Origin of the sequence: Parapedobacter tibetensis (assembly GCF_024704835.1) — a bacterium.
GTDB lineage: Bacteria > Bacteroidota > Bacteroidia > Sphingobacteriales > Sphingobacteriaceae > Parapedobacter > Parapedobacter tibetensis.
In genome coordinates this window covers 210,617-237,474 of sequence record NZ_JAMXBE010000003.1, presented here as the reverse complement: position 1 = coordinate 237,474, position 26,858 = coordinate 210,617, and the positions used below count along the sequence as shown (strand labels likewise).

Sequence of the window (26,858 nt, the reverse complement as noted above, 5' to 3'; positions counted from 1 at the left end):
TTGCCATTAAAAACTTAGCGAAGCGATCTCATTGATACCGCTGAAAAACAAACAAAATATCAATAAACAAATTATTCTAATGAAAAATTTACTATATTCCTTACTGTGTGTTAGCGCCTTGGTTTCCTGCACGGTAGACCGCATTTCAGAGACGGAATTATCAGACGGCTCATTCTGGAAAAGTGAGAACGACATCAGGGCCGCAGCCAATTACCTATATACGTTTTTACCCCGCCTGCCTGTGGTCACTGACAATTGGTCTGATGACGGATATGCCGTGCAGACAAATAACATCAGCGATGGCTCGAGGCTGGCGCCAGCTGCCTCTGCAGATTTTACGAGTCCGTACCGGCTCATCCGTGCGGCATCTAATCTGATGGACAAATCTTCCCTTGCCGTGCAGGCCGGGGTTCCATCCAACATAGTGGATAGCTATGTTGCGGAAGCCCATTTTTTTAGGGTGTGGGCTTATTTTGATTTGGTTAAGCGGTTTGGTGATGTACCGTTGATACTCGGCTTGTTGCAGGAGGATTCGCCTGAACTATTGGGGCCGAGAACTCCCAAAGGGCAGGTCTACGAAGCCATGTACAATGACCTGGATGCAGCTATTGAAAATCTCCCGACACCATCTGAGCGCGGCGATGCCGGTTACGGACGTGTCACCCACACAGCTGCCCTGGCCTTAAAGGCCAGAATAGCTTTGTTTGCGGGTACGTGGTCAAAATTCCATCAGGATGGGGATGCCGCTTTGCACCTAAACCTGGCTGTTGATGCTGCCCGATACGTTATGGAAAGCGGAGAGCACACGCTTTTTGCCACCTATTTTGATCTTTTTCAGTTTAACGGAGAAGGCCCCCAAAACAAAGAAAATATATTAGTACGGCAGTATGGAAAGGAAATTAGCGATAACATTGTCAGCTACAATTGCGGCACCATCATCAATGGCGCCACGAATGCAACCAAAGCCCTGGTTGATGCCTATCTGATGAAAGACGGGTTGCCCATTGACCTTTCTCCTTTATACACAACGCCGGCAACCTTTTCCGAAACATTCGTTAACCGGGATGAACGGCTGAATGCAACAGTCATGAAGCAGGGTGATCCCTACTTTTATGGGGTTGACTTTCAGGCTCCGGCGTTGGTATTTCATACCACCGCTTACTGCCCGCGTAAATTTGTGGACGCGTTTACCGTAGGGACAGGCGTCACATTTATTGATTATCCGATTATCCGCTATGCTGAAGTCCTGTTAACCTATGCCGAAGCATTATATGAACTGAATCAGTCCATTACTGATGCCGATTTGGATATCAGTATTAATTTATTGCGTGCCAGAGCCGGCTTACCCAGACTGGATAACGCCTTTGTACTGTCGCATGGGTTGGACATGCGGGAGGAGATCAGGCGCGAACGCCGTACGGAGTTAGCCATGGAAGGATTTCGCTATTGGGATCTCATTCGCTGGAAAACAGCAGAGACTGAGCTTCCGAAAGACGTGCTGGGCAGCTACTTTTTTAAAGACGAGCCCGGATTTTTAAACGCCAACCCAAAACTTGATCCCAATAATTATATCCTGCTGCAGTCTGCACAAAACAGACGGTTTGACCCTGCAAAAGACTACGTATGGCCATTGCCCGTCAATGAACTGGCTTTCAATCCGCAATTAACGCAGAATCCGGGGTGGTAGTGCTGGCCTTTAATCAACAGGTTTATTGATTCCACTTGCCCGTGGCGGGCAGCGCGCTCCTGCCCGTCACAGGTAATTTGCTTTATCCGATACCGGCGCTGCGTGAAATCGTTACGAACATGGTCGTTATGCACAGACCCACAATATGCACAGATTATTTCGAAATCTATCGATTTCTGGACATAGATGCATTTTCCAACCAAATTAACTTCACATAATATTCTTGACTTTTGATCTGTCCGTAGCTGTTTACGGACACGGATTTTAAAGGATAGAATTATGCAAAAGCAATGGTCATTCAGGATTGCGTCTTTCTCTGTTTTGGCGGAGAAAGCGGTAGCAACTCCACACGCCCCGTGCTCGGTAAATGCCTGAGGATTTACTGTAGCATGTTTTAGAAGCTCGAACCGGTCACAAATTGTGACCAGTTCATTTTTCCTTCGTTGGTAAGCTGAAAACGAACCGGCTTCTGTTTTTGCCTCACCATGATGCAGTGACAATGACAAACTTAGCTAAAATTGCCTAGGTATGCAATTGTTATCCCAGCTAATCCATCTTCAGATACTCAAAAACCTGCTTCTTCGACATCTGCTTGTGGTAGCCAAAAGCGAGGGAATCTAACGCTTTGCCGGCTGAAGCACGATCGGTATATTGCACATCGCCCAACCAGTTGCGGTAGTAATTCGGACACTTCAGATGGGCAGGCTCCGAAATCTGTTCGGGAGGTATCTTTCGAATGGAATGAATAGCTAAAAATATTAGTGTTTTCGGTCTGGTTTGTTATCTTTGCTTCATGGCAAACATCACTTCGGCACACGATAAATTTGTGCGGCAAGTACTCTCGGACCATCAAGCCGCAGTCGACTATTTCCGGACGGCCCTGCCGGTACACATTGCCGACAAGTTGGATTTCACCACACTCGAACGGCAATCCGGCAGCTACGTGTCCAAGGAATTGGAGAAGACCGTCTCCGATGTGGTCTATACCTGCCGCCGTCACGACGGAAAAGGAAGTGTGAATGTGTCGCTATTGATAGAACACAAGAGCGCTCCCGACAAGTATACGCCGATACAGGTGGGCGGTTACCTGTTTTCAGGCTACCAGCAGCAGATCAAGCAGGGCCGCAAGCAACTGACGCCCATCATCCCGATCCTGCTTTATCACGGCAGGAACAAATGGGAATACCACACATTGGAGCAGCTGTTCGATGAATCGGCAGAAGATTTGCTTGATTTTCTCCCAAATTTTGATTATGTTTACCACAATTTAAGGGAAGCACCCGAGGAGCATATCCACGCGATAAGCAACCGGTATCTTGCCGGATCGCTGCTGATGCTTAAGTACGCTTTGGATAAGCATAAGTTGAAAGGCAAGCTTCCGCAGGTATTGAGCATCGGGCTGTCCCAGGGTAGCAAACATCAGCAAATAGCGTTGCTGATTTATAGCTTTGAGGTGGTAGACTTTACGGAGGAACAGATAAAAGAGATTTTAAAGGGGTTACCGAAGAAAATTAAAGACAAAGTCATGAGTACGTACGACTTACTGGTAGAAAAGGGCAGAAAGGAAGAACGGGCTAAGGCCCAAAGACTAATTGAGCAGGAGCGGGCAAAGGCCGAACAAGAACGAGCCAAGGCGTATGCGGAAAAGCTAAACTCCGCCTCGGAGTTCAAAAAAATGGGTGTCCCCGTTGAGGATATCGCCAAGGGGTTGCAGCTTTCCGTTGAGGATGTGGAAAAGCTGTAATACTAAGATCGTGGTCTATCAGCAATGATATTAAGCCATCCGTACTTGGGTGGCTTTTTTAATTTATCTATCCTACTCCTTCCCTCTCTCCGAATCCCGCTTGGTTTTCGCTATGGCTAATTTTGCTTCGTATTCAAGCCGGAGTTCCTCTTGGCGTTCGGGGGAATTCAATTGGAGGTGGCCACAAATGGTTTCCAATACTTGTGCAAAGTCTTGCTTGAGAGTCTTGCAGGTTAAAAACAGATCAACAGCTATTAAGTTTTTATCCGTTGCTGCATACATAAGGTTACCAAACTGGATTTCATTAATATCTGCCCCGTCGGCTAGCGATTTTTGAGTATGAAGAAAGTTAATGACAAATTGGCCAAATTTTGAAAGTTCTTTATCCCCTTTTACCAATGTTTGCATATCAATTTCCTTTGTATTGTATTCTTGGAATACAAATTCGGCCATGTCATTAACTTCTTTTTGCGAGATGTTGTCTTTCGATGATTTTGCTATCAAATAGAAGTTATAAACATTGAGATTTGCCTTGTTGTTGCTGAGTTTCTCTAGCTTGGAAATAATGATACTAGTCTTGAAGTATATATCAAGTCTCTCAATTCCGTTGTTCCGTAAATATACACCTAGAAATGTAGGTTTGATTTTCTTCGCCATGTACTATTTTCAATAAAACTATGACGAGCAACTCAGTTTCATCGAATACGATTGAATTTATACCTTTTTTATAAATTTAAATTTTGTATTTAGGTTTTTAATATCTATTTTTGTTGTGGTAATATTTATTAAAGACAGATAGTTTGAGACAACACTAATAAAAATAAGACATTATCCAAGGCATTGGATATCGGCACTTGTTTCGAGAATGTAGGAAGTTTTCAAGTAAACACAAGTTGCAGGAGTTCGGTGCCCGTTACGTATCTTTGCAATGCGAAGGTAATGATGGGCCCCTCTTGTATGTGTTTACGACCCTCCTACAGGTTTCGGAACATACAGAGGGCAACCCATCATTATCTTTTGAAGATAATTCCCACGGTCATTCTGTTGAGGTGTTGGCATCCGGCCATAACTGAAAGACAGTATGATATATCACCAAACCAAGAAACAGCAAAACTGTGAAAGACACTCCTATCCCTTGCCAAACGGCAAGCGGCAGGGATTTTCTTGTTTTTGCCCACTTCCCTTCTGGCTATTTTCCACCAAGCACTTATATAAAAATCTCATCAAGAGTCCTGTTTAACGTCGCTTCATTTTCTTGGATTGTTAACTGAAATCTAAAACCACTAACTAATGAAGCATGACGCAAAATTTACGCTTAGGGGAATACTATGCCCTAACCAAGCTTAAACCTAAACAATTCAAAACACGATATACCAGCCTCTTGGCTGTGACGATCATCATGTGTGCAGACTCGTGGGCGGGATTTGCATATGGTAGTCCCGTCTTTCGGGAAGCCCATGCACAGTGCCCCGAGCCCTCGGGGCCCGTGCCTCTGGGTATCCACATAGATAGCATCAAACCACTCCAAATAGGGGATACCATACCCGATGAGGTGTGGAATATGCCCCTCCAAGTGGTAAACCATCCCAAAGGCAAGAAAACCATCACGCTTGCTGACTACAAGGGAAAGCTGATTATACTGGATTTCTGGGCAACTTGGTGCGGCGCGTGCTTAGAAGGTTTCCCAAAGATGGATTCGTTGAAAGCTGCATTCGGCGACAACCTTGCCATTATACTAATCAATGCAAAGCAGACGGGCGACAATATTGAACGTGTGCAGAAAACGCTTGAACGACTAAGGGTAGAGACCGATTACGACGTAAAATTGCCTTACGTGGTCGGAGATTCCATTCTCCAACAATTCTTCCCTCATCATATCGTACCACATTATGTATGGATAGATATGGATGGCAAGCTTGCAGCCACTACTTTCAATGAGGATGTCACCAAATCCAGCGTAGCCGCTTTCCTCAAGATCGGACGGGCAGATATCCATATCAAAAATGATATCCCGGATTTCGACGCGGCAGATACACCGCTCCATGAAATCGCGCGATCCTTAGGGGTTGTTCCAGCAGGCCAGTCCATGCTAACGGGTTATATCGAGGGGCTGGGCTTTTCGGGGGGCGTTACCGAAACACCCGATTCCAACCTAAGGATCTACCAGATCAATACCCCGCTGGCGGTGCTGTATAACATGGCTTTTAAAGACCGGATGAAAAATCTGCCCAAAAGCCACTTCATCTTCAGGCTGGAAAGCAACAGCGATTTCCGGGAAAGGTATTTCGGTATCCACGAACGCGACAATCGGTACTGTTATGAGCGGATTGTCCCAAAAGGCAACACGACGGACATTCCGGCGATAATGGGCGCAGATTTAGCGGGATACTTCAATGTGCATGTCAAACGGGAGCGGGTAAAAACCGATGTACTTATCCTCACTGCTGTCCCTTCGGCAGATAATCGGCCGAAGGGGAACATCCGGCTGCCCGTAGGGCGGTTTGTTAAACGATTGAACATGTTTTCACCTATTCCCGTAATCAACGAATCTAAGACCGGATATACCGTGGAGATAGAAATCCCAGCATCTCTTCCAGGTTTTTCGGCCCAACAGATGAAGGTATGGCTGGAACAACACGGATTTAGCATGTCCAGCGGGGAAAGGGTACTGGAAGCAGCTGTTTTCGAGAACGTACAACAACGGCATGTTCAATAATATCCGGATCAACGAATCGCTATTTCCGTTAACTGTAAACCAATAACAATGAAAAACCTATCCAGAAAATTACCTGCTTCACGGGTCCACCGGATCCAATCACGTCTTTTGTTGGTCTTATGGCTGTGTCTGCTCGCTTTATATCCGTATGATCTATCTGCAAATATCCCACATGTACGAAATCCCACCATGGCCCAGGTTCTGAGCGGAAAAATACCGGGGTGGCAGCAAAAGAACCTGGAAGGGAAAATCGTGACCGAAAGCGGTGATCCCGTAGTAGCCACGGTGGCTGTCAAAGGGAGCTCGGTTCGCACAACGAGTAGTGAAAGCGGTGAGTTCGAATTAAAAAATGTGCCCATACACAGCATATTGGTCATTACCGCCCTTCATATCGAAACCACCGAATTTGAAGTCGAGGAAAATGCGAACGTCCTTATCGTTGTCAAAAGAACCATGCATGAGGTGGAGGAAGTGGTCATCAATACCGGATACCAGGAGCTGCATCGCGAACGTGCAACAGGGTCATTCGGCTATGCGTCTAACGAGACGCTGAACCTACAGACCGGAACAAATATTCTCGAACGCCTCAACGGCGTGGTCAACGGGGTGCAGTTTACCAATCCATACGGAAGAGAGAACCAGATACGGGTTAGGGGATTAAGTACGATCAATGGCCCACAGGACGTCCTGATCGTACTGGATAATTTTCCTTACGAGGGGAACATCAATAACATAAACCCCAATGACATTGAAAGTGTCTCGGTGTTAAAAGATGCAGCCGCCGCCTCGATCTGGGGTGCCAGGGCAGCAAACGGTGTCATTGTCATCAATACGAAAAAGGGACGGCCGGATAGCGGACCGAAGATAGAATTGAATTCAACGCTGACGATGCGGAATAAACAGGATCTATATTACCTGCCAGCTATCACTTCTGCCGAGTACATCGACATGGAGCATTTTCTTTTCGAAAGGGGATATTATGATAACGATATTTCAAACGGCGCGTATTTCAAAACCCCATTGACTCCTGCGGTCAATGTCCTTTTGAAGGCAAGGAATGGGTTGATAAGCGCGACCGATTCCCGCTCAGAAATTGCGCGGCTAAAGGGGATAGACAGCAGGGAGGAATACTTAAAGTCCTTTTACACAAACTCGGGAGACCAACAATACGCCATCAACCTGAGTGGCGGTGGGCAGCGTTCGACTTACCTCGTTTCAATGGCATATGACAGGAGCGTGGATGACACTTACGGGAAAGACAGGCGTTTAAATCTCCGATTGATGAATACGCATAGTTTTTCATCAAAAGTGCAGTTGTCGGTTTCAGCGCTCTACAATCAGGCAACCGGAGAATCGGGGAGGCCAGGATTCAACAGTATACGGGTAAACAACAGAATCGTACCGTACCTGCGGTTTGCTGATGACGATGGCACACCACTGTCGGTAGAAACGACATTGCAAAAAAACTACACGGATACCGCCGGTCGCGGATTGTTACTGCCTTGGGGCTATCTACCGCTGGAAGACTATAAACATCACACCACGTCCTCCATCCGCAGCGAAATTGTCGGAAACGCTGGGCTGAAATACTCACCCATACCCGAATTGACGATCTCTGCCCAGTACCAATACCAGCAGCAGAACAGCAGAGAACGTAATTTGCGAACAGCGGAGAGCTTCTACGCCAGAGACCTGATTAACCGATTTTCACAGGTAGACGGGGAGACCGGTGCCGTCAACCACATTGTACCATTGGGCGGTGTTTTACAAACCGGGGGCGGTAGCGTAGCATCCAGCAATTTCCGATTGCAGACAGTCTATGATCGGACCTGGGATTCGCATGATGTGGCGCTGATGGCCGGTGCGGAGGTAAGGCAGGTGAAAAGCGATGCTGAATCGAATACCATTTTCGGATATTCAGAAGACCCCCTGGTGTCCATGAATGCCGATTTGGTCAACCGGTATCCGGAATATATCACCGGGCAACCGACACTGGTTCCCGGGGGCGCCTCGTTCTCAAACTCACTGAATAGGTCTGTTTCGTTTTACGCCAACCTGGCCTATACCTTCCGGAACACGTACACGTTTTCAGCAAGCGCAAGGCGTGATGCTGCCAATATATTCGGCCAGCGGACGAATGACCGCTGGAACCCGCTCTGGTCCGTGGGCGCTGCCTGGAATATTTCATCGGAATCCTTTTACCGGCTGGATATGCTGCCCTTTCTCCGCATACGGGCTACATATGGATTTGCAGGAAATATCGATCCCACCAAAACACCCCATACGCTGATCGGATATGTTAATTCAATAGATAATTATTACCACTATTTTCCCTGGGCGGATGTGTCGCTGGGAGACAACGCATTACGATGGGAAAAAACGGGAACACTTAATATCGGTGCTGACTTTTCATCCTCAAATGGCGTGGTATCCGGATCACTGGATGTCTATCAGAAGAAAGGCACCGATCTCTATGGCCCTACCTTCTATGATTATACATTGTACGGGCTCACTGCGCATATCACAAAAAACGTAGCCGATATGAAGGGATATGGCTATGAACTAACCGTGAAAACGCGGAATCTGCAGCATGCCCTGGTATGGAATTCAACATTCATCATCAATTATCTGCAAAGCAAAACAACTAAATACAACATCGAGTCCGCGACAAAGTACGCCTCCTTAATCGGGAATGGCCGGTCGATCAATCCGGTGGTCGGTAAACCGCTTTACGCCATTGCCAGCTACAGATGGGCTGGTCTGGACACCGAAGGTAACCCGCAGGGATATGCCGCGAATGAACCCAGCACTAACTATCAGCTGATCATGGCTGAGGCTAGTAGCCAAGAGGAGGCGGAAAACATCGTTTTCCACGGCTCATCCGTTCCCACCCTGCAAGGGGCCATCGGCAATGAGTTGAGTTATAAAGGGGTTACATTAACAGCATACCTCGCTTACCGGTTGGGCTATTATTACCGGAAACCTTCCTTGAGTTATAGCCAGTTATTTAACCAGGGCTATGGCCACAAGGAATACGCGGAAAGATGGGAACAGCCGGGGGATGAACAATCGACCCATGTCCCGGCTATGGTATATCCGGCAGACTCCAGACGGGATGCATTCTATTCGCTATCGGAAATACATGTGGAAAGGGCAGATAACCTGAAGTTACAGTTTGTCTCGCTCAGCTATCGGATTGATGCTGGGAAACGTCAGCGTTATGGTCTCGATGTGTATGTTAATGCAAGCAACCTCGGTATACTTTGGAAATCCAGTAAAGGTGATATTGACCCGGACTACCCATCGACTATACCGGCCCCCAGGAGTTTTGCGATTGGAATGCGATTGAATATCGCGCCTATTTTTAGAAATTAAAATTGATTTGATCATGAAACAGAAGAATGAAAATCGGAGTATTCGAAGCTATCACCTATGTTTTTTAATAATTACCTCAGTTTCGCTGTACGCCTGTGAAAGCTATTTGGATAAAAAAAGCTCAGACAACATCGCCATACCTTCGAGCCTGAAAGATGTGCGGGCCATACTTGACAACTCGCTGATGCTCAACTTTAGGTCCCCATCGATGGGCGAAGCATCCGCGGACGATTATTTTCTCCCGATGGACAGGTACAACGCACTGGCGAGGGAGAGTTACCGGGAAGCCTACGTTTGGTCTTTGGGTATATATAATTTTGACAATGATTGGGCGACTTCTTACTATACCGTTTATATTGCCAATGTAGCATTGGATGCCTTAAATGGTATCCCGAAAACCGGAGAAAACAGTGCGGAATGGAATACGCTGAGCGGATCGGCGCTCACGTACAGGGCAAATGCATTGATGCGCGCGGCGTGGATATTCTGTAAAGCGTATGATCAGGAGAGTGCTGCTACAGACTTTGGCCTTCCCTTAAGGACAACATCCGACATTAACGTATCTTTCCCGCGGGCAAGCGTAGGCGAAACCTATCAACTGATCCTTGATGATTTGGGAGAAGCATGCCGCTTGTTGCCGGAGACATCGCAATTGCCAACGCGGCCGACGAAGGCTGGTGCATATGGTTTACTGGCCAGAGTCCACCTTTCCATGCGGCAGTACGACCATGCGTTTAATTATGCTGATTCATGTCTTCAGCGCGGTGATGCATTAATGGATTATAACACGGAAATCAATCCGGCCGCATTGCAGCCTTTCACGGCCTTCAACAAGGAAGTCATTTTCTCAACATTGATGTTCTACACCTTTGCTAATGTATACCCGACATACGGAAGGATAGACAGTGTACTCTATGCTTCTTATGATGATAGCGATATCAGGAAAACTGCGTTTTTCCGGAGCATGCGAAACGGGATGGAGTTTAAAGGGGCCTATTCAACGGGCCGGACTTCCTATTTCACGGGAATCAGCACGGCGGAAATGCTTCTGATCCGTGCAGAATGCGCAGCGAGGAAACGCGATATCGAACTGGCATTGGGAGACCTGAATACGTTATTGGCCAACCGGATCAGTGCAAATGAATTTTCGGTCTTAGACATTGATGGAGAAGCCAATGTATTGAAAAAGGTGTTGGAAGAGCGGAGAAAAGAGCTGGTGATGCGGGATTTAAGGTGGATCGACCTGAAAAGGCTAAATAAAGAGGGAGCCGATATAATCCCCCTGAGGTTGGTCGACGGTGTTGCCTACAGTATCGAGCCCAATTCAAACCGGTACGCCTTACCATTACCGAACGATGTTGTTATGAATAGCAATCTGGAACAGAACCCTTTTTAAAAGGAACTTAAAAAAATGAGCCAATTCAAAGAAGCAGAATTGGCTCATTCATTTTGCGTGTTTGCTACACACCAGCCCAATTAAGGTTGGTTATGTATACTGATAAACGGTTGACTGGGATTAGGGCCAGCCTGGGCCGCGTTTGGAACCTGGTTGCCCGGGGATCCATCGACAACATCTATCTCAGATAGCAGGATGCGGGTCGGCGATGCGCCAACATACGCACTTTTGACCAGGATCTTGCAACTGGCGTTGCTGCCGCTGCAACCTCCAGCCGCAGAAGGCGCCCACATTTCGGGATCACCTTCATCGTCGCCTGGCGTCCCGGTGAACTCGAAGTAAGTATCGACTAATGCGCGTTCAACACCTTTGAATTTATCTGAAGGTTCAGAGATAGCGGTTGATTTTACCTCCCTGACGATGGAACTCATAGCCGACCAAGGATGGGATTTTATTGCTGGTACCAGGGCTAAATGCTGGTTTCCGTTTTCAAAAACGGTAAACGATGCCTTGCCCATGCTGTTTGATCCAGTCTTATCCTGTGCCACGCCTACTTGCACGGCCATAAAAAGTACCGCAACCGACAGTACTCCTTTGATTATGTTTTTTATCGCTTTCATAATCGTAAAAGGCATTTATTTATACGGAAATGCTTACCGTTTTAAGTTTTAAAATAAGTATTGGTTAGTCGGTCATCGGTTAACCAAGCCGCGGATGCCCGGTATCTGGTGCGGAAACATCCGATGTCCATACCCACGGCCCTCCGCCGGAACAAGGCATACCTGCGATCGTGAGCGGATACGTTGATTGCTCCGTAGGGCAGGGCGGGTTTGCGGAACAGCAGCCTTCGCGAAACGCTGATGACGAAAGTGATCAACCGGACATAGCCGAAAGTAAGCCTGGAGGTGAGCGCCACATGTTTGCGCATCAGCTTCAGATAATACCTGTGAATCTGCGCTTTCCACAGCTTTACCTTTGCCCGTATCCGTTTGGACCAAACCACCCAGGCCTTTCCCGCCGGGGTATGTCCAGCCTCGCCATCACTTGCCTGCGGGGGAACCGCAGCATGATCTCCGATGCTCCCCTTGCCATATCGTGTGTTTGTGCGTGTTACTTCCATACTGTCAAAAGTAGGGCAAACATATCGCCTAAGCGCTCCCATAGCTTGGGAGAAAACACCAAGATATGATCAGTGGCCTTTCAAGTATTGCTTTTTTACCCGGTAGTAGGTGGTTTCGCTCATCCGTAGCAATTGCTGCTGCACCTTGTTCGGCAATAGGGATGCCCATGTTTTGAAGAGGCCTATGTAAACGCAATATCGGTCATAATAAGCTGTTTCTTGGTACACAGCCACCAGCTTGCGCAGCAAGTCGATTTTCTTCTGCTTCAGCACATGGAAGAGCTCTGCAATCTCCGCGTGGCGTTGTTGCCCCGCTTTGGCATCGGCAAGTGACAGGCGCATCACCACGGTCTTTTCCAGTGCGCAGTACTCCATATGACGGCCACGTGTCGTAAACAGGTGCTCCGTACCGGTGAAGAAATCCGGGGGCAGCATCAGCTCGCGTAGTGTAGGATCACGGGCACGGTCCTGTTGGTAGCCACCCACCAAGCCCTCAAGCACCACGCAGAAGTAGGGGAAGCTGTCATCGGGCAGCTTGATCACTTGGCCTTTGGTATAGCTCGCCACCTCGTGGTGTACATCAATAAACTGCCGGACTTCTTCCGGTAAGTCTGGGCAATATTTCTGCCAATACTGGTAAAAACGATCCATGGCTGATGCGGATTTGCGGGCGGAAAAATAGACGATAAATCAACTCCTGTAAAGGGACATGGGTGACATCCCATCCGACAAAAGACCAAGACAAACCAGCGAATACGGGCTCCATAAAACGGAGATGGAGGTAACGCCCCGATAAAAAAAAGCAAAAAAATATTGGTGGATGCTACCCTTTCCCATGCTTACGGCTTAACATACCCGCTATAGGTAAGCGATGGCCCTTTCCGCATCCCTATGCGGATGACAGGGGGTGACATCGGAAGCCAATCTTTCGAGCAACAACGCAAAAATATCCCGAAAAGGTCTCGGAAAGGGCATCCCGAGGCGTGACAAAGCCGTTGATACACCACGCTGGGACAAAATCCCGGCTTTTTGCCTGTTCGTAGGTTATACCGCCTGTTCGTCTGATAGGATTGTGTTCCGTAGTGGTGTTTGGCATGTTTGCAGGCGTTAACGCTTCTTCCCATTGGCCAGGGGAAGCAGGAATGTGCCGGGCCTGTAAGAAACATAGACGGCTGAAGTACATATTTTAAACTAACATTAACGTGGACACAACAACGATTGTAAATTTGATGGATCAACTGCATGACGCTTTGAAACATCCGCTTCCGTACGATCAGGTATTGTCTTTTACGGCCTGGGGCAAGATCATTCCCTGTGAGGAGTTTATCCTTTAGCCGTAAAAATGGCAACACCCGCTCGTGGTTTGGACGATGGGGGTAAAACCCCATCGCCAAACCTATTTTCTGCCACAGTTGATGACGATAAAAACGATGGACAAATACCATAACACCCGAAACCGCATCGAAGAAGCCGCGCGCCTACTGGACCCGTTCGAAAACTTCGACCGCTTCCAGCAGTTCAGCGTATTCAGCGCCAACATCGCCAATTTCTTGCCGATGCTCAACTACGAACACCACCTTGCCCTTTTTCGGCGCGCATACGCCAACCAGCAGCTTTCGTTGCTGGACGAGCGCTATTTCGACCGGGAAGTACCCGTGGCGGTACACGGTTGGGATGCTCAGGTTATCAGCAGGCTAAGAGCGCAACCAGGTATCATCTGTACATTCCACGCCGGATCTTACCGCTTAATCAGTTACCTACTGGCCCGCCAACGGATTCCGTTCGCTTTGCTGATGGCGCACCGTGCCCATGCCAAGCAGGGCGCAGATTTCCAACGACGATTTGATGACCTGCGCAAACGTCATGGCTTGTCCGATGCACTGCCCATCATCGATGCCGAGCAGCCTACCGCTGTGTGGAAGATAACCCGCCTATTGAAACAAGGCTATCACCTGTTGGTTTATGTGGATGGGTATACTGGCCTACCCGTGGCCGGTAACGGTAAACTTCAAAACATACCTTTCCTTGGCCAACATCTCTATGTGCGTAAAGGCGCCGCTTTTCTTGCGCATAAACTGCGTGTCCCGCTGCATCCGGTTTTTTGCATGCGGTTGGAAAACGGCGATATCCGCGTGATGGCAGACCCATCGCTTGGCTTTCCCGAAGCACCGCCGCAACTGGCCGTCGAATGGGCAATTACCCATATATTTTGCCGTTTTTCCAATCACCTGCTCCATAGCCCTGGTCAATGGGAAAATTGGTTTTTCTTGCACCATCAGGTGGACCATGGCCAACTGCTGGGGAATGGGTTGGGGGCTCAGGCACCCGTAAACGATACGCAATTGCCCACACCGGCAAGTCATGGCTTGTTGAGCCACAACGGGAAATACTTCCTCTTGGAAAAGAAGGGATACAAGACATTTTCCATAGCAAAACCTGTATTCGAAATGCTTTGGGGTACATGGAAAAGGTAGATTTCGTTGGTTAAACACTGAATGTCACGTATATTCGTCCCTCAAAACACTAAACATCATGACCGCAACCGTTCAAAAAATTAGCCGTTGGGTATTCACACTCATTCACAGCGCATTCATCACCAGCTTTTTGGCGATTAACATCAGTTACAACATCATGCTACGGGAACATGTTAATATGGCAAACGTCGTGCTTTACTCGTTCCTTGCGCTGGCAGCCATCTATATCCTGATGGGCTGCTTTTACCTGCTGTTTTCCGGGCGGCGGTGGGGTTGGGGGGTGTTGTTGCTCACCGCCATGGTGATCGTCTTGGTCTTCTTCAGCCACCGCCTTATCTATGACGTTTTCCCCCAACTATTGGACATCGAGCCCTCCACGGGGCAACGAAGGCCATTAAGGGAATTCATCGTCATGTCCATCCCCAGGCTGTATTATTATACCGCTATCGCCTTGCTCTTCGTGGCCTTCCATCGCCTAAGCCAAGCATTGGTACGTAGGGCCAATGCTGAAAAGGTCGCCCTTCAGGCCGAAGTCGACCGCCTCAAGGCCGAAAAGATGGCCCAGGAGATGGAGATGCGGGCATGGGGTGCGTACCTCAATCCTCACTTGCTGTACAATGAGTTGGATGGGATCGAAGGTGAGCTGGTGAGTTGGGAAGATCCGCGGGCCGAACAACTGGCACATCGTGTACGTATACTCGCGGATACCCTTCGCTACAATGCCCGCAATGTGTTGGAAAACCGGTCCATCGTGGTATTTGAAAAGGAGCTGGACCAACTGGAACGTTTCCTCGAAGCGCGCAATACCGGACAACCTGACTTCAAAGCGACTGTACTGGATGTGCATGGCGAAGTGGCTGGGCAAAAGATTGTGCCCATGACACTGGTTTACCTGGCGGAAAATGCATTTAAGCATGGCGACTTCCGGACCGAGCCGTTGAAGATTTCCGTACACCTCACCGATGACCAGCTCGTGGCATGTTTCCGCAACCGGATCAGGCTGGGAGCATCGACCGATCGATCGCTACACAGCGGCATGGACGTCATCAAACGACGCTTGGAGCTTGCCATGCCCGGCCGCTACCACATCACCACGAAGGAAGAAAATGGCGATTTCGAAGTCACCGTATCCATTGACCAAAACGTATAATACCATGCCATCCCTGAAAACGTATATCTTGGACGACGACACGCGGGCGGTCCGCAAGCTGAGTAAACTTGTGTACGGCCATCCGCAGCTCATACTGGTCGGTTCATCGACTGACCCCGAAACGGGCATTGCCGAAATCCGTAGATACAGACCCGACGTGGTGCTGCTCGACCTTGAGATGCAACCGCTCACAGGCTGGGAGGTGATGCAGCACCTTGATTCCAGCGTCAACGTGATTCTATGTACGGCAGATGATCGCGCAGGTAGCCGCGCGTTCGAGGTGAGCGCCGCGGAATACCTGGTCAAACCCTTTTCACGCGAGCGGTTCAACGTGGCCATCCAGCGGGTATGGGAGACGATATGCGTCCCCGGCCACCCGCTGATACCACCTGCCGAGTCCAGCAGTTGTTGGCTCACTTCGGGCGGGGCAAGCCATAAAGTGCAAATCGACTTCGTGGATATTGAAGTGGTGGAAGCTCAAAAGGACCATTGCATCGTGTACCATACGGATGGAAAAATCACCGTTGACCAAAGCCTGAAAGAGCTTGAACGGATGCTCCCGGTACGGAAATTCATGCGTATCCACAGGGGTTTCATCATTGCCCTCAACCGGTACTACCGCCATAGCAATGGCAATGTCTATTTGAAAAATGTACAGAATAAAGAATCGAAAAGCGCCCCAATCGGCGACACTTATTCCGATAGGCTGTACGCGTATCTGGACGAACGACTACCACATACGGGAAATAACAGATATAAGAAGTAACCATGCTTATTAACAAACTAGAGGAAATCGCGCAGCAGACCGCTTCCCTCGCACATATATCGCCGCAGCAGCACGACGGCTTCGCTGAATTGTTGTCAACCCTGAATCAACGGATCAGATCGCTCCTCGAACAAATCGGGCAAAAGCAAAGCGTGATGATTGATCGTCTGGATACCCGGGAAATGCTGCAAAATGCGTTGAAACCTATGGCAGGGATGCCACCGCAGGCCTGGCAGATGTATGCCAACGACCAGTTGGCGTTCTATCAGGATCTGGTGGCCGATATGATGGCTTTCTTCACAGGAAACGACCAAGGGCGATGTGTCGCCTTTGCCCTGACGGTTGAGGAGCTGCTGTTCATGATCCGGCTGTTGCTGGACGAACACATCATGGATACCCGGGCACTGAAACCCATATTCCTGTTCCTGAGCCGCTACGCCAGCACCAGCGGAAGTGCAACATTATCCTATGAGAGCCTCCGTAAGAAATACAGCCGCACGGGGCCCGCGGCTCACAGCAAGGTACGCGATACCCTGCTGAACATGATCGGCCGGATAGATCAGTATCCTGATGATGGCCATACCTGAATAGTGTCCGTCTATAATGTCGTCTGGCTGCGTTCCACTTGTTCAAAAAATGCTCATTTACCGTCAGTAAACTGCGCTTTTTTTCACTTCATGCGCCTTGCCAGCCATCATTCTAGCCCGGTCACTGACTTTATGGATACACGCTAAATAACTTAGAAATCATCCACAATAGTTAATTCCATGACCTATGCATTACATCATCTACCAACTGTTGCAATGCTCCCTCCGCATTGAAAAACTCGTTGACGGCCTCAGCCAAAAACAAGACCAATGCTGCCAGTGCCGACGTGAGGTATCGTTGCCTCACGATGGGCAAGCCAATCCGGAAATAGGAAAGCCCGGCGATGCCTCCATGGCCACCGAAGAAACGTACAACCGTGTTGGAGCGGCTTTGTTCCTAAAGAAAAGTGAAAAGCAAGTATATCGCTATCGCATCGATGGCGACCTGCCTTATTTCCTCGACGAGAAGAACCACATACGCTACCGGCATGCCGAACTGGTGAAGTTGTTCATCAAACTGTGGGGTTTCCCGCCGAAAGACGGAAGCGGATAATCAGGCTATTACTTAAGAATCCCTTTAAGCTGAGATCTTCATCGAGATCAGGCCAATGTACGCCAGTTCCTTACAAAATCATTTGAAATACCTGTATCGTATTGCACCCTATTGAACTAACTCAACTGCGTGTCCTGTCAGGACATCCTGTATGCCCGTAGAGGCCTTATCGAAACCTTCACAGGACATTCGGAAGACATCTTGGGGACACACTTCTTTCTGTTGTATTCCAGCGACTTATGTTTGTGGTGTTGGCTCGGCACGGTGCCGGAAGACAACATGAGTTTTAACAAAAAGAAAGGAGTACAACGATGGATGTATCGATGCATCAACAAATGAAACCACGCATTTTCCCCAGGATAGGGAAAGGCCTCGATAGGCTGGGACGGTGGCGCTTACCTGATTGGCTTGGCTTGGTTGGCGCCCTATTAATCGTGCTGGCATTATTCAACTGGAGTGGGCCACTGCTGCGTTGGCTGGATCCCACGGCTGCCGTGGTTGACCTAGGGGCATTGAGCCTTGTGGTTCTGGCGCTTGTGGCCTTAGCGGTTTTCCTTGCCGTTTCGCGCTGGTTGCTCGGCTTGCTTTGGCCGGTATTGCGCGACTACCAGAAAAATCACTTCGCTAACAATTTCAAATCCTTACAATCATGGCAAAAGATCACGTTTTACCTCGTTATCTTCTTTGGGCTGCTGTATGCGTTTGTGTGCTGCTTGGTGGCGGTGTTTTAGTTTTGTTTCACGCAAAGAGCGCTAAGTCGCTTCGCTCGTTCGCAGAGGACGCCAAGGTTTTTTCCCAGCATGGCTCCCCTGAACATTTCCAAGAAGACATAGAAGGCAAATTCTTTGCGGACTTTGCGATCGATTCTCTGCGGACTTTGCGTGAAACATATACTTCCGAGATCGGCATCCGTGAAGCCTCGGGCAACAACGACGGCACACGCGTGGAAGAATACCTCCGCTACTGCAACCTCGGCCCGGGCCATGCCTGGTGTGCGGCCTTCGTGAGCTGGTGTTTCGGGCAGGCGGGATATGCCGAGCCAAGGAATCCCTGGAGCCCGGCGCTTTTCCCGCAGAAACGGGTCATTTGGAAACCCTCCATCGTCATTGCGAGCAAGAGCGTTAGCCAGCATGTAGGGGCGAAGCAATCCGTCTGTGACGAAAATGGAGTGCCTCTCCACCCACTGACAAATCGAGGTGACGTTTGGCCCGGCGACATATTCGGCATTCACTACAGCAACCTCCGGCGCATTGGCCATGTGGGTTTCGTGGATGCATGGGACGGCACCTGGTGCATCACCGTGGAGGGCAACACCGGCCCAGACAATGCCGTGGATGAAAATGGCGATCCGGCCAATCCCATCCGTGCAGGCCCTTCCACGGAAGGGGTATACAGAAAGCGACGGCCGGTCAGGACGATCCATGCCGTGGCACGGTGGCAATAGCCGCAGATTCGTAAATACGCTAATTCGTCAATTCGCCGTTCGCAAAAAAGCGCATAAACGAATCAACGAATAAGCAAAAAAAAGATAAGAACCAAACGCTGCGAACGCAGCTAACGTAAACAAATCCGCCAGCTGGCGGATAAAGACAAGAAAAATGAGAACACCAAAATTAGTAACCAACTACAGCCTGTTGAGCGACACGGAGCTCGCTTCACTGGCTACGCGTACGGTCGATGCCCTGCGCACGAATACCAACTTCCCGGACCTGAATCCCACCTTTGCCGAGTACGAGTCGGTAGCGCTGGACTACGTAGCCAAGCAGGGGATAACCGCCAATCAGCGCGCCAGCACCCAGCAATCCCGTGAGAAGGACGAAGCCCGTGAGGTGCTGCTCGTTATGATGCGCCGGGTGGCCAGCTACATCAATAACTTCACCGATATGAGTTCAGTGCAGCTCAGTTCCGGCTTCCAACCGGTGGCAGACCGTAGGAGCTTGCAGGCACCGCGGAGCTCGTCATGGACCCGTATCGTCGACTCGAACCGGCCGGGTGAAATCCTGCTGCAGTTTGAAGCAATCAAGGAAGCGCACGAATATGAAATAGTGATCGCCTCCGAACTGGACGAAAACGGACAACCCCTTTGGTTGGAGCCACGAACGATACCCCGTGCACTGGGTAACTACTATTCGCCCGTGGTTGATGGGGTAACCTACTACTTCCGCGTGCGTTCGCGCAACAAACGCGGCGTGAGCCACTGGAGCCCCGTGGCTTCGCTTCGGGCACGTGTAAATAGTTGATGAGACCATGAAAATAACATGGATTCTTTGGACAGGCCTGCTGATGCAGGCCTGTTCCATTAAGCGCCAGCAGCATATCGAAGGCAGCCGTACGCTGTCGGCGGTACAGGCCACCGGCTTGCACAGCAGCATGAACCGGTACGATTCCCTCTTCGAGGTGGCCGGTAGCCTAAGCCACCTAAAGCGCGAACTGCTGGCCATTGCTCCGATAGGCACGTTCACCTATCATCCCGACTCGGGCTTTTCCGGGCGGGCCTCCCATATCCTGGTCTACCATGAACAGTCCGATCAAGCCGATTCGCTGCTCCGTGCACAGGGCCAGGCCCTACAACAGCGCATGCAGGAAACCACATCCGGACGTCTGAACACGCACTCAGCCTATACCGATGACCGCAGGGCGGATGTCTCGTCGATGAAATCTTGGTGGTGGTTTGCAGCCGGGCTACTCATCTTGGCTGCATTGGTGCGCATTGTCCGCGGCCGCTGGTGGTAAAACCCCGAATCATAGGATTATCTCTCACGGACCCAAAGTTAGTTCTCATGGACACAACTTTGGGTCTATTGAACCTTAATATTGTCTCCACTAAACCCAATATCGTGTTTATTGGCGACAATACTGCGTCTACCGGACCTAAGTCTATCGCTCTTGGAGATAAGTTTATGGCTATTGGACCTAAAGCTATGTTCACTGGGCCTAAGTTTTATGTCCACCAGACCTAAGTTTATGGCTATTAGCGATAAGTTTATGGCCATTGGATCTAAAGTTATGTCCACTAAACCAAAGTTTATGGTTATTGGACCTAAGTTTTATGGCTAGTGGAGATAAGGTTGTGTCTACGCGACATAACTTTACCTTTATTGGGTCTAAGTTTGCCCCTGTTGGAGATTGGTTTATCCCTATTGGACTGAGGATTATGTCCACTGGGGCCTAAGTTTGCCCCTATTGGAGATTGGTTTATCCCTATTGGATTTAGGATTGTGTCCACTAGGCCTAAGTTTATGGCTGTTGGAGACAACTTTGTGGCTGTTAAACCCAGTATGGTGTCCAGTAGACCCAAAGTTGTGTCTGTGAAACCTAAAGATATGGCGACAGTACAGATAGGGATATTGATTAATTTTTGTCCTTTAATTTCTCCACCGTCCCTTACCTAATACCTTATTTCATTACCCGTTCGATGAAAACGGGACACCACGGAAAAAGTTAAAACTTAATTTGGAATTGTGGAAATGTATGCCTAAAATTACGGCGGAAAAAGACATCAGCCTAAACAGATAGAATTCCGAAGATAACGTATTGCTAGGCCTGTCAGTGAAGTTGGATCGTGCAGACCACCTGTATGGCATTGGCTTGACCTATGCCTACTGGCGAGGTAGATTGTACACTGGATATTTGAATAACGAAACCTTGATAATTGATTTAAACCAAAAAAACCACATTATGCAAGTAAAATCCATACTATCGCTGCTGCTACCGCTGGCCTTCACCTCGGTATGCCTGGCGCAGACCAACACGTTGCCGACATCGGGGAATGTTGGTATCGGTACAACAACCCCCACTACACTATTGGAAATCAACAAGGCAGCACAGCAGGGGAATGGAGAGCTCTTGATGCGGATGGGCGTGACAGACGCACCAGGAGACCACCTCACTATTCGTAATAGTACGCTGTCAAACAATCAATTTATACCAACGATTACCGGACAACGTAATTCGGATGATCGATTTGCCCTGATAATTTCAGGCAGTATATCGGATGTGAGTAAGGACAGTGGTACAAATGCCTTATTGGCGTTTGATGCCCGCCATATCACCGGTCAAATAAATAACCGGCCGCTGTTTGTATGGACGAATTACAATGTTAAGCACATGACCATGCTCAGCAACGGCAATCTCGGGCTCGGCACCACCAACCCCCAAGCCAAACTATCCGTTGATGGCACCATCCTAGCCACGGAGGTAAAGGTGAAAACGAATATCAATGTGCCGGATTACGTGTTCGAGCCGGATTATGCGTTACCCTCGCTCGCCAAAGTGGAGGCTTACGTGAAAGAACACAAGCACCTCCCTGAAATCCCTTCGGCGGCGGATATCCAGCGTGATGGCCTGGATCTGGCAGAGATGAACCTGCTTTTGCTGAAGAAGGTTGAGGAAATAACACTGCATTTGATCCGACAGGAAGCACTATTGGGACAACAGCAACAGCAAATTCACGAATTGCAACGGTCTGTTACCAAAGATTAAGCGTGTTATTTATCTAAGAAAATTTACCCATAATATATCCAACAGACATATGAACCCCACTAGAAGAAATACTTTGTTCACCGCCGTATGGTTGCTGCTGTATCTGCAAGGCGTTGCGCAAGTGACGGATCTCGAATCTGGAGATTACAAGAGTGTTATCGTCAATTCATCGGGCAACGGTGATTATACGCGGGGCTTGATACTACTCCACGAAATCTATAACGGAACTAATCTACCTAACAATTATGCGATTGGAACGCTCACGGCTAGAAGGGGTAGCACCGGCGCTTTAAACCGAATTAATGTTGCTCAAATTAATTCTTCTTCGGCCTATCAAAACGTTTTTGCGCAATTGGCCTCATCGGATCATGCAGTTGCTTATTGGCAATTACGGACGTGTTTATATAATGGGAAAAAATACCTTGCACTAGAGGTTCCGTATAGTAACGCCAACCATAGTTCGGGATTTAAGTTTGCGGGATGGACTGTGTCCAGTGGGGAAAGTATGAGATTCATCGCCTATGAACAGAATGGTGCGCCGGTGAATACCTCCATATTAACAGATATACAGCCATACGAATCGAATATGAACTTATCGCATTTTTCAAAATCCCTTATCATCCATGGCAACGTCGGCATCGGCACGAACAATCCCCAAGCCGAGCTTGCCGTAAATGGCACCATCTTGGCCACGGAGGTAAAGGTGAAAACGAACATTAATTACATGTCGGTTTAATTGGGGTTCGCTTTACAATTGGCTTTCGGGGATCACATCACATCCAATATTCATATGGGTCCAGTCCAACGTTGATATGGGTTCGGTCAGCCGCTAGGTGAGTCTAGCCAGCCGTCGAATGGATCTGTTAACAAAAAAATAATATGACATTCCAGGTTTTAATGTGTAAAATTACCTCGTGGAAAAACACAAGCCTAAACTGGGTAAGGTTTCAGCGGCGAGGTTTTATGGCTAATGTAGTGCGGAAGTAGGGATGCTTTTAATGTCTTGCCTCCGTGGTTGATTTTTTGCTTAACCCAAATAGATTGGGAACCGTGGAATTTAAATCAATTATAATCGCGTGATTTATGGCTGTAGCAACCCCCGGTCTGTTTAGCACAGAACATACATTCTCCCTGCCACCAGGAATATGGGGATAGGAACGAGTGCTCCGGAAGCTAAATTGGATGGCCTATTAAGTGCCTTGGAAGAAAAGCAACAATAATTTACTTTCCGTATCGGGCATATGACCAAAGCTTGTTAGCAACAATAAATTTAATAATTACTTTGAGACAATTTAATCTTTGTGATGGCAACACTTTTCTGTTTAAAATGCATCCCGGTTTACGGTGAGGATACCAATGCGCTGATCGGATTGAACAGCCCTGCCCTTGGTGTCACGGTGAAGAAGGATTTCTCGATTGGAAGTGGCGGATGGACGAGGGATTTGAAAAGGACTAAAAATTAACGTTATGAATTGAAAATAATCATGTTTCTACGTATGATTCGCAATCGCATAATTTTCATTTAACTAATGCATATGAAATTATATTTTTTTACCCTCCTGTTTGTTCTAAACCTATCCTTTGTGGATGTTTTCGCGCAGGGATATTTGGAAACCATGGTAGATGTTACACCTCCAAACGTTCAAAACTTCAAGAGATTTAATGATGTTGATGTTAATAAGGCGACCGGTAAGGTTAATTACAACGTCGAATTGTTTGCTTTTGCTTTAGGAAAAGGCCTGAAGATACCTGTCACGTTAAATTACCGCAATGATGGATTCAAACCTAAATCTATCCCAAGTTGGGTAGGTCATGGATGGGAATTAAATGTTGGAGGGTTTATAATTCAGGAAGTGAACGGGCATAACGATCTTAGCTTAGAAGGACTGAACAACCTACAGGTCAAGGCAAGAATGAACAGGTATATCTCAAATCAGTACACCAATGAACAGAAGTATGACTACAAAAAGGATGTCGTTGAAGGTAAGCTTGATGCCCAATATGATGTTTTCAATGTCAAGCTACCCAATGATAGCTATAGTTTTTATGTCGTCGACGATACGGTAAAAACAAGTAGTTTCAAACCATACAAAACTACTGTAGAAGCGGAGAAAATAACAGTTATCAATGATCTTGGGTATACTTTCGTGTTCGATCTCTTCCATTTTTCCTCCAGCACAGCCGCGATGAGTGAATTTGGTTATCCCGGTACTGGGGGGGTACGTGTGTGGTACTTAACGAAAATTGTGGCGCCGGACCAACAACAGATAATATTGGAATACAGGCAGGATGCGATGTATAACGTGAAAACAGATGTTTACTCATATTATTACGGCCCTACAGGTTTTACCACTGCTGGCGGCCTATTGAGATGCACTTCATGGCTTGAACATAATCAAGGGATTCTTGAGAGCTACAGCACGCAGTATTTGCTGAAAAAAATATCCTTTGGTCAAATGGAGATCGACTTTGAGACTGTCGAAAGGAATGATATTAAAACAATATCGAATGATTTGGGACAGGCTCTTTCCAGAGTAAAGGTAAGCCATGGCGCAACTTTTATCAAGCAATTTGATTTTAGGTATTCAAACACAAAGCGGTTAGTGTTAAATGAGCTGTTTGAGGTCGATCAAAATGGGGTATCAACAAACGGTTACAGGTTTACTTATTATGAAGGCCCGGTTGGAAAAATATCTGAACAGCGACTGGTTTTAGATTCATTTGTGAATTACGGTATAGACCATTGGGGATACCTCAATGGTGCGGGCAACAACCAATATTCAGTGGCCTTCGCTCCCTATGAACGTTTACTACCGAGCTATGCGATTCCACCAAGAAGCAAACAGGTTGTCCGGTCCGCCAGGGGCAACCACTCCATTTTGGGTATGCTGAAGGAGGTGGAAACCCCGACCAAAGGGATAATTCGATTTACGTACGAACCAAATGGTTTGTCATACGATTCCATTTCGGATGTGCCATCTATCCTTAGGAACGACTTAGAATATGATGAGTCTCGTGAATTCATTTTAGATGTTACGGCAACATGTCCCGGTTCTGACAATTATGGATTTAAATCGGGGTCTTTTATCGTAGAAGTAACCGGAGATTACAGCTTTTCTTGGTCTTTTCAAGCGGATCCTTTGGACAATATACCGTCCAACGGGTTCAGTATAAGAAAGGTTTTAAGCAGCGGGGAACAAGAGATCTTTGCCAGATCTGGTGATAACACGCAGGGGAGCCAGTCCGTGACCCTCGAAGCCGGAAACTATAAATATTTCTTAGATGCCGGATGCGAGTATGAAGAGGGCTTTTCCAATGTTACTTGGTTGAGCATTACCAAAAGAACCATGGCAAACATAAAAATGGAAGTCGGAGGCAACCGGATAAGCCGTATCGACCATCTGGACAAAGACGTAATTCTCGAATCTGAGCTATTCTCCTACGAGCAACCCTCGCTCTCAAATGTTCCTGAATATATTTCAAGTTCAAATAGTTATGCCGAAATGACGCAAGATCCCTACTTCCCATCATTTACCTGTGCTGAAGTTGGTTATACGGTGCATTCCAATAACCTTAATACTTATTTGAACAGCAATATTAACTATGGTAAGGTTACCTGGACCAAAGGAGCGGGAAAGATCTGCTATTATTACGGGAACATACCCTATACATATGGGAATTACACGACGGATCCTTATCCGGCCCCTTTTGAGCTGGATTGGAGAACTATTGCAATACGAAAAGAAGAGATTTATCGCAAGGAAGCATCCGGCGGTTATCAATTGACTAAGAAAAGCCTTTTTGAATACAGTGCTTTTCCGAATAGCGATAGTTTTAACAATGGGATTAAATTCAGAAGGAATTATAGGCTGCTGAATGGTCTTGAGGTAAGGGCTGAACATAATAAGTACTTTATTGAAAGCCTTGTCCCCATGGGAGTTGATCGGTTTGGTCTGGTCAAGAGAACTGAGGTGGAATACCATGGGCAGGACTCCACTGTGTTGAATGAGCAGACGGAATATTCTGTGGAAAACTTTCTTCCAACGAAACATACGCTGTCCAAATCCGATGGCGGTTCGATCTCGACAATCAACCTATATCCAGAGCATTACGCGGATGATGCCCTCATAAGTTCGTTGAAACGTAAAAATATCATCAATGGACCGATAGAGACTGTCCGGATGACAGGAACCTCAACTTCGTTAAAAATATTGTTCGGAACAATATACAATTATAATGCGAACGGTCAGATAATTGCGGCTAGAAACTTGGAGACACAGCTTCCCGTCCCTCTGGCCTCCTTTAAATTTAGTGCAAGACCAATAGGCATTCTTCCGCCAGGTGGGAATGCGGGCGTTTATGCCGCTGACTCTAGATATAAAATTGCGGAGGAGATACTTCGATACGATGGTTTCAGTAATCCCATCGAAGTGAAACGGCACAACGGTCTATCCACAGTTTATCTCTGGGGTTATGGCGCCCAGTACCCCGTTGCCAAGATCGAGAATGCGACTTATCAGGAGGTTTTGGATATCTTGGGGCAGACTACGATCAACAGCCTGAACGCTGCCACCGTGGCCGATGCGACCATAAACACCGCGATCAACACCCTCCGTAACCATGCCAACATGAAAAAAGCGCTGGTGAGTACCTTCACCTACAAGCCTTTGGCCGGGATGGCGAGCATGACCGATCCGCGCGGGATCACGGAGTACTACAAATACGACGGTTTCCAGCGGCTGAAGGATGTACTGGATTTCGATCAGAACATATTGAAGAATTACCGATACCACTACAGACCTTAAGTT

Annotated in this window: 23 protein-coding genes; 19 read left to right on the top strand and 4 right to left on the bottom strand. The window is 47.9% G+C overall.

What is annotated here, in order from left to right:
* The first annotated feature begins 79 nt into the window (after nt 1–79).
* The gene (locus NF543_RS06035; protein WP_257667211.1) at nt 80–1,687 is read left to right on the top strand and encodes a RagB/SusD family nutrient uptake outer membrane protein; all 1,608 of its coding nucleotides are present in this window, start codon (nt 80–82) and stop codon (nt 1,685–1,687) included.
* 793 nt (nt 1,688–2,480) lie between these two features.
* A complete protein-coding gene (locus NF543_RS06030) occupies nt 2,481–3,431 on the top strand; it encodes an Rpn family recombination-promoting nuclease/putative transposase (protein ID WP_257667210.1) in 951 nt (316 codons plus the stop codon).
* A gap of 72 nt (nt 3,432–3,503) precedes the next feature.
* Here NF543_RS06030 and NF543_RS06025 read toward each other — a convergent pair whose 3' ends face one another.
* On the bottom strand, nt 3,504–4,088 hold the full coding sequence (locus NF543_RS06025; RefSeq protein WP_257667209.1) for a hypothetical protein: 585 nt from the start codon (nt 4,086–4,088) through the stop codon (nt 3,504–3,506).
* Between the two features lie 640 nt (nt 4,089–4,728).
* On the opposite strand from NF543_RS06025, the gene NF543_RS06020 reads away from it, so the two are divergent.
* Genes NF543_RS06020 through NF543_RS06010 form a run of 3 tightly spaced genes read left to right on the top strand, consistent with a single transcriptional unit; the run spans nt 4,729 to nt 10,918 of the window.
* Nucleotides 4,729–6,147, top strand: a complete 1,419-nt coding sequence (locus NF543_RS06020) for a TlpA family protein disulfide reductase (protein ID WP_257667208.1) — start codon at nt 4,729–4,731, stop codon at nt 6,145–6,147.
* Nucleotides 6,148–6,195: 48 nt separating this feature from the next.
* The gene (locus tag NF543_RS06015) at nt 6,196–9,522 is read left to right on the top strand and encodes a SusC/RagA family TonB-linked outer membrane protein (RefSeq protein ID WP_257667207.1); all 3,327 of its coding nucleotides are present in this window, start codon (nt 6,196–6,198) and stop codon (nt 9,520–9,522) included.
* 13 nt (nt 9,523–9,535) lie between these two features.
* Nucleotides 9,536–10,918: a RagB/SusD family nutrient uptake outer membrane protein gene (locus NF543_RS06010; protein ID WP_257667206.1), complete on the top strand. Its 1,383-nt coding sequence runs from the start codon at nt 9,536–9,538 to the stop codon at nt 10,916–10,918.
* 80 nt (nt 10,919–10,998) lie between these two features.
* Here NF543_RS06010 and NF543_RS06005 read toward each other — a convergent pair whose 3' ends face one another.
* From NF543_RS06005 to NF543_RS05995, 3 genes are all read right to left on the bottom strand, one after another.
* Nucleotides 10,999–11,538: a hypothetical protein gene (locus NF543_RS06005; RefSeq protein WP_257667205.1), complete on the bottom strand. Its 540-nt coding sequence runs from the start codon at nt 11,536–11,538 to the stop codon at nt 10,999–11,001.
* A gap of 41 nt (nt 11,539–11,579) precedes the next feature.
* Entirely contained in the window at nt 11,580–12,038 is a 459-nt protein-coding gene (locus NF543_RS06000) for a hypothetical protein (RefSeq protein ID WP_257667204.1), read from the bottom strand.
* Nucleotides 12,039–12,107: 69 nt separating this feature from the next.
* Complete coding sequence (locus NF543_RS05995) at nt 12,108–12,689, bottom strand: cyclic nucleotide-binding domain-containing protein (protein WP_257667203.1); 582 nt, start codon at nt 12,687–12,689, stop codon at nt 12,108–12,110.
* A gap of 551 nt (nt 12,690–13,240) precedes the next feature.
* Here NF543_RS05995 and NF543_RS05990 point away from each other — a divergent pair.
* The 14 genes from NF543_RS05990 to NF543_RS05925 all read left to right on the top strand — a co-directional run bounded on the left by NF543_RS05990 (nt 13,241) and on the right by NF543_RS05925 (nt 26,855).
* The gene (locus tag NF543_RS05990; RefSeq protein WP_257667202.1) at nt 13,241–13,372 is read left to right on the top strand and encodes a hypothetical protein; all 132 of its coding nucleotides are present in this window, start codon (nt 13,241–13,243) and stop codon (nt 13,370–13,372) included.
* Nucleotides 13,373–13,468: 96 nt separating this feature from the next.
* Nucleotides 13,469–14,512 carry a lysophospholipid acyltransferase family protein gene (locus NF543_RS05985; RefSeq protein ID WP_257667201.1) on the top strand — a complete coding sequence of 348 codons (1,044 nt, stop codon included), beginning with the start codon at nt 13,469–13,471 and terminating at the stop codon, nt 14,510–14,512.
* Between the two features lie 58 nt (nt 14,513–14,570).
* Nucleotides 14,571–15,662: a histidine kinase gene (locus tag NF543_RS05980; RefSeq protein WP_257667200.1), complete on the top strand. Its 1,092-nt coding sequence runs from the start codon at nt 14,571–14,573 to the stop codon at nt 15,660–15,662.
* Entirely contained in the window at nt 15,619–16,428 is an 810-nt protein-coding gene (locus NF543_RS05975; RefSeq protein ID WP_257957445.1) for a LytR/AlgR family response regulator transcription factor, read from the top strand. The genes NF543_RS05980 and NF543_RS05975 overlap by 44 nt, the downstream gene beginning before the upstream one ends.
* 92 nt (nt 16,429–16,520) lie before the next feature.
* Nucleotides 16,521–17,015, top strand: coding sequence for a hypothetical protein (locus NF543_RS05970; RefSeq protein ID WP_257667198.1), 495 nt, complete (start codon nt 16,521–16,523; stop codon nt 17,013–17,015).
* A gap of 187 nt (nt 17,016–17,202) precedes the next feature.
* Nucleotides 17,203–17,568 (top strand): helix-turn-helix domain-containing protein, encoded by a 366-nt coding sequence (locus NF543_RS05965; protein WP_257667197.1) that lies wholly within the window; start codon nt 17,203–17,205, stop codon nt 17,566–17,568.
* A gap of 311 nt (nt 17,569–17,879) precedes the next feature.
* Nucleotides 17,880–18,299 (top strand): hypothetical protein, encoded by a 420-nt coding sequence (locus NF543_RS05960; RefSeq protein WP_257667196.1) that lies wholly within the window; start codon nt 17,880–17,882, stop codon nt 18,297–18,299.
* Nucleotides 18,218–19,012: a C40 family peptidase gene (locus tag NF543_RS05955; RefSeq protein ID WP_257667195.1), complete on the top strand. Its 795-nt coding sequence runs from the start codon at nt 18,218–18,220 to the stop codon at nt 19,010–19,012. Before NF543_RS05960 ends, NF543_RS05955 begins: the two co-directional genes overlap by 82 nt.
* A 397-nt stretch (nt 19,013–19,409) precedes the next feature.
* Nucleotides 19,410–19,808 carry a hypothetical protein gene (locus NF543_RS05950; protein ID WP_257667194.1) on the top strand — a complete coding sequence of 133 codons (399 nt, stop codon included), beginning with the start codon at nt 19,410–19,412 and terminating at the stop codon, nt 19,806–19,808.
* 7 nt (nt 19,809–19,815) lie between these two features.
* Nucleotides 19,816–20,301, top strand: coding sequence for a hypothetical protein (locus NF543_RS05945; RefSeq protein WP_257667193.1), 486 nt, complete (start codon nt 19,816–19,818; stop codon nt 20,299–20,301).
* 945 nt (nt 20,302–21,246) lie between these two features.
* A complete protein-coding gene (locus NF543_RS05940; protein WP_257667192.1) occupies nt 21,247–22,050 on the top strand; it encodes a hypothetical protein in 804 nt (267 codons plus the stop codon).
* A 49-nt stretch (nt 22,051–22,099) separates the two neighbouring features.
* On the top strand, nt 22,100–22,786 hold the full coding sequence (locus tag NF543_RS05935) for a hypothetical protein (RefSeq protein ID WP_257667191.1): 687 nt from the start codon (nt 22,100–22,102) through the stop codon (nt 22,784–22,786).
* Between the two features lie 568 nt (nt 22,787–23,354).
* On the top strand, nt 23,355–23,513 hold the full coding sequence (locus NF543_RS05930; RefSeq protein ID WP_257667190.1) for a hypothetical protein: 159 nt from the start codon (nt 23,355–23,357) through the stop codon (nt 23,511–23,513).
* 72 nt (nt 23,514–23,585) lie between these two features.
* The gene (locus NF543_RS05925; protein WP_257667189.1) at nt 23,586–26,855 is read left to right on the top strand and encodes a hypothetical protein; all 3,270 of its coding nucleotides are present in this window, start codon (nt 23,586–23,588) and stop codon (nt 26,853–26,855) included.
* The last annotated feature ends 3 nt before the right edge of the window (nt 26,856–26,858 follow it).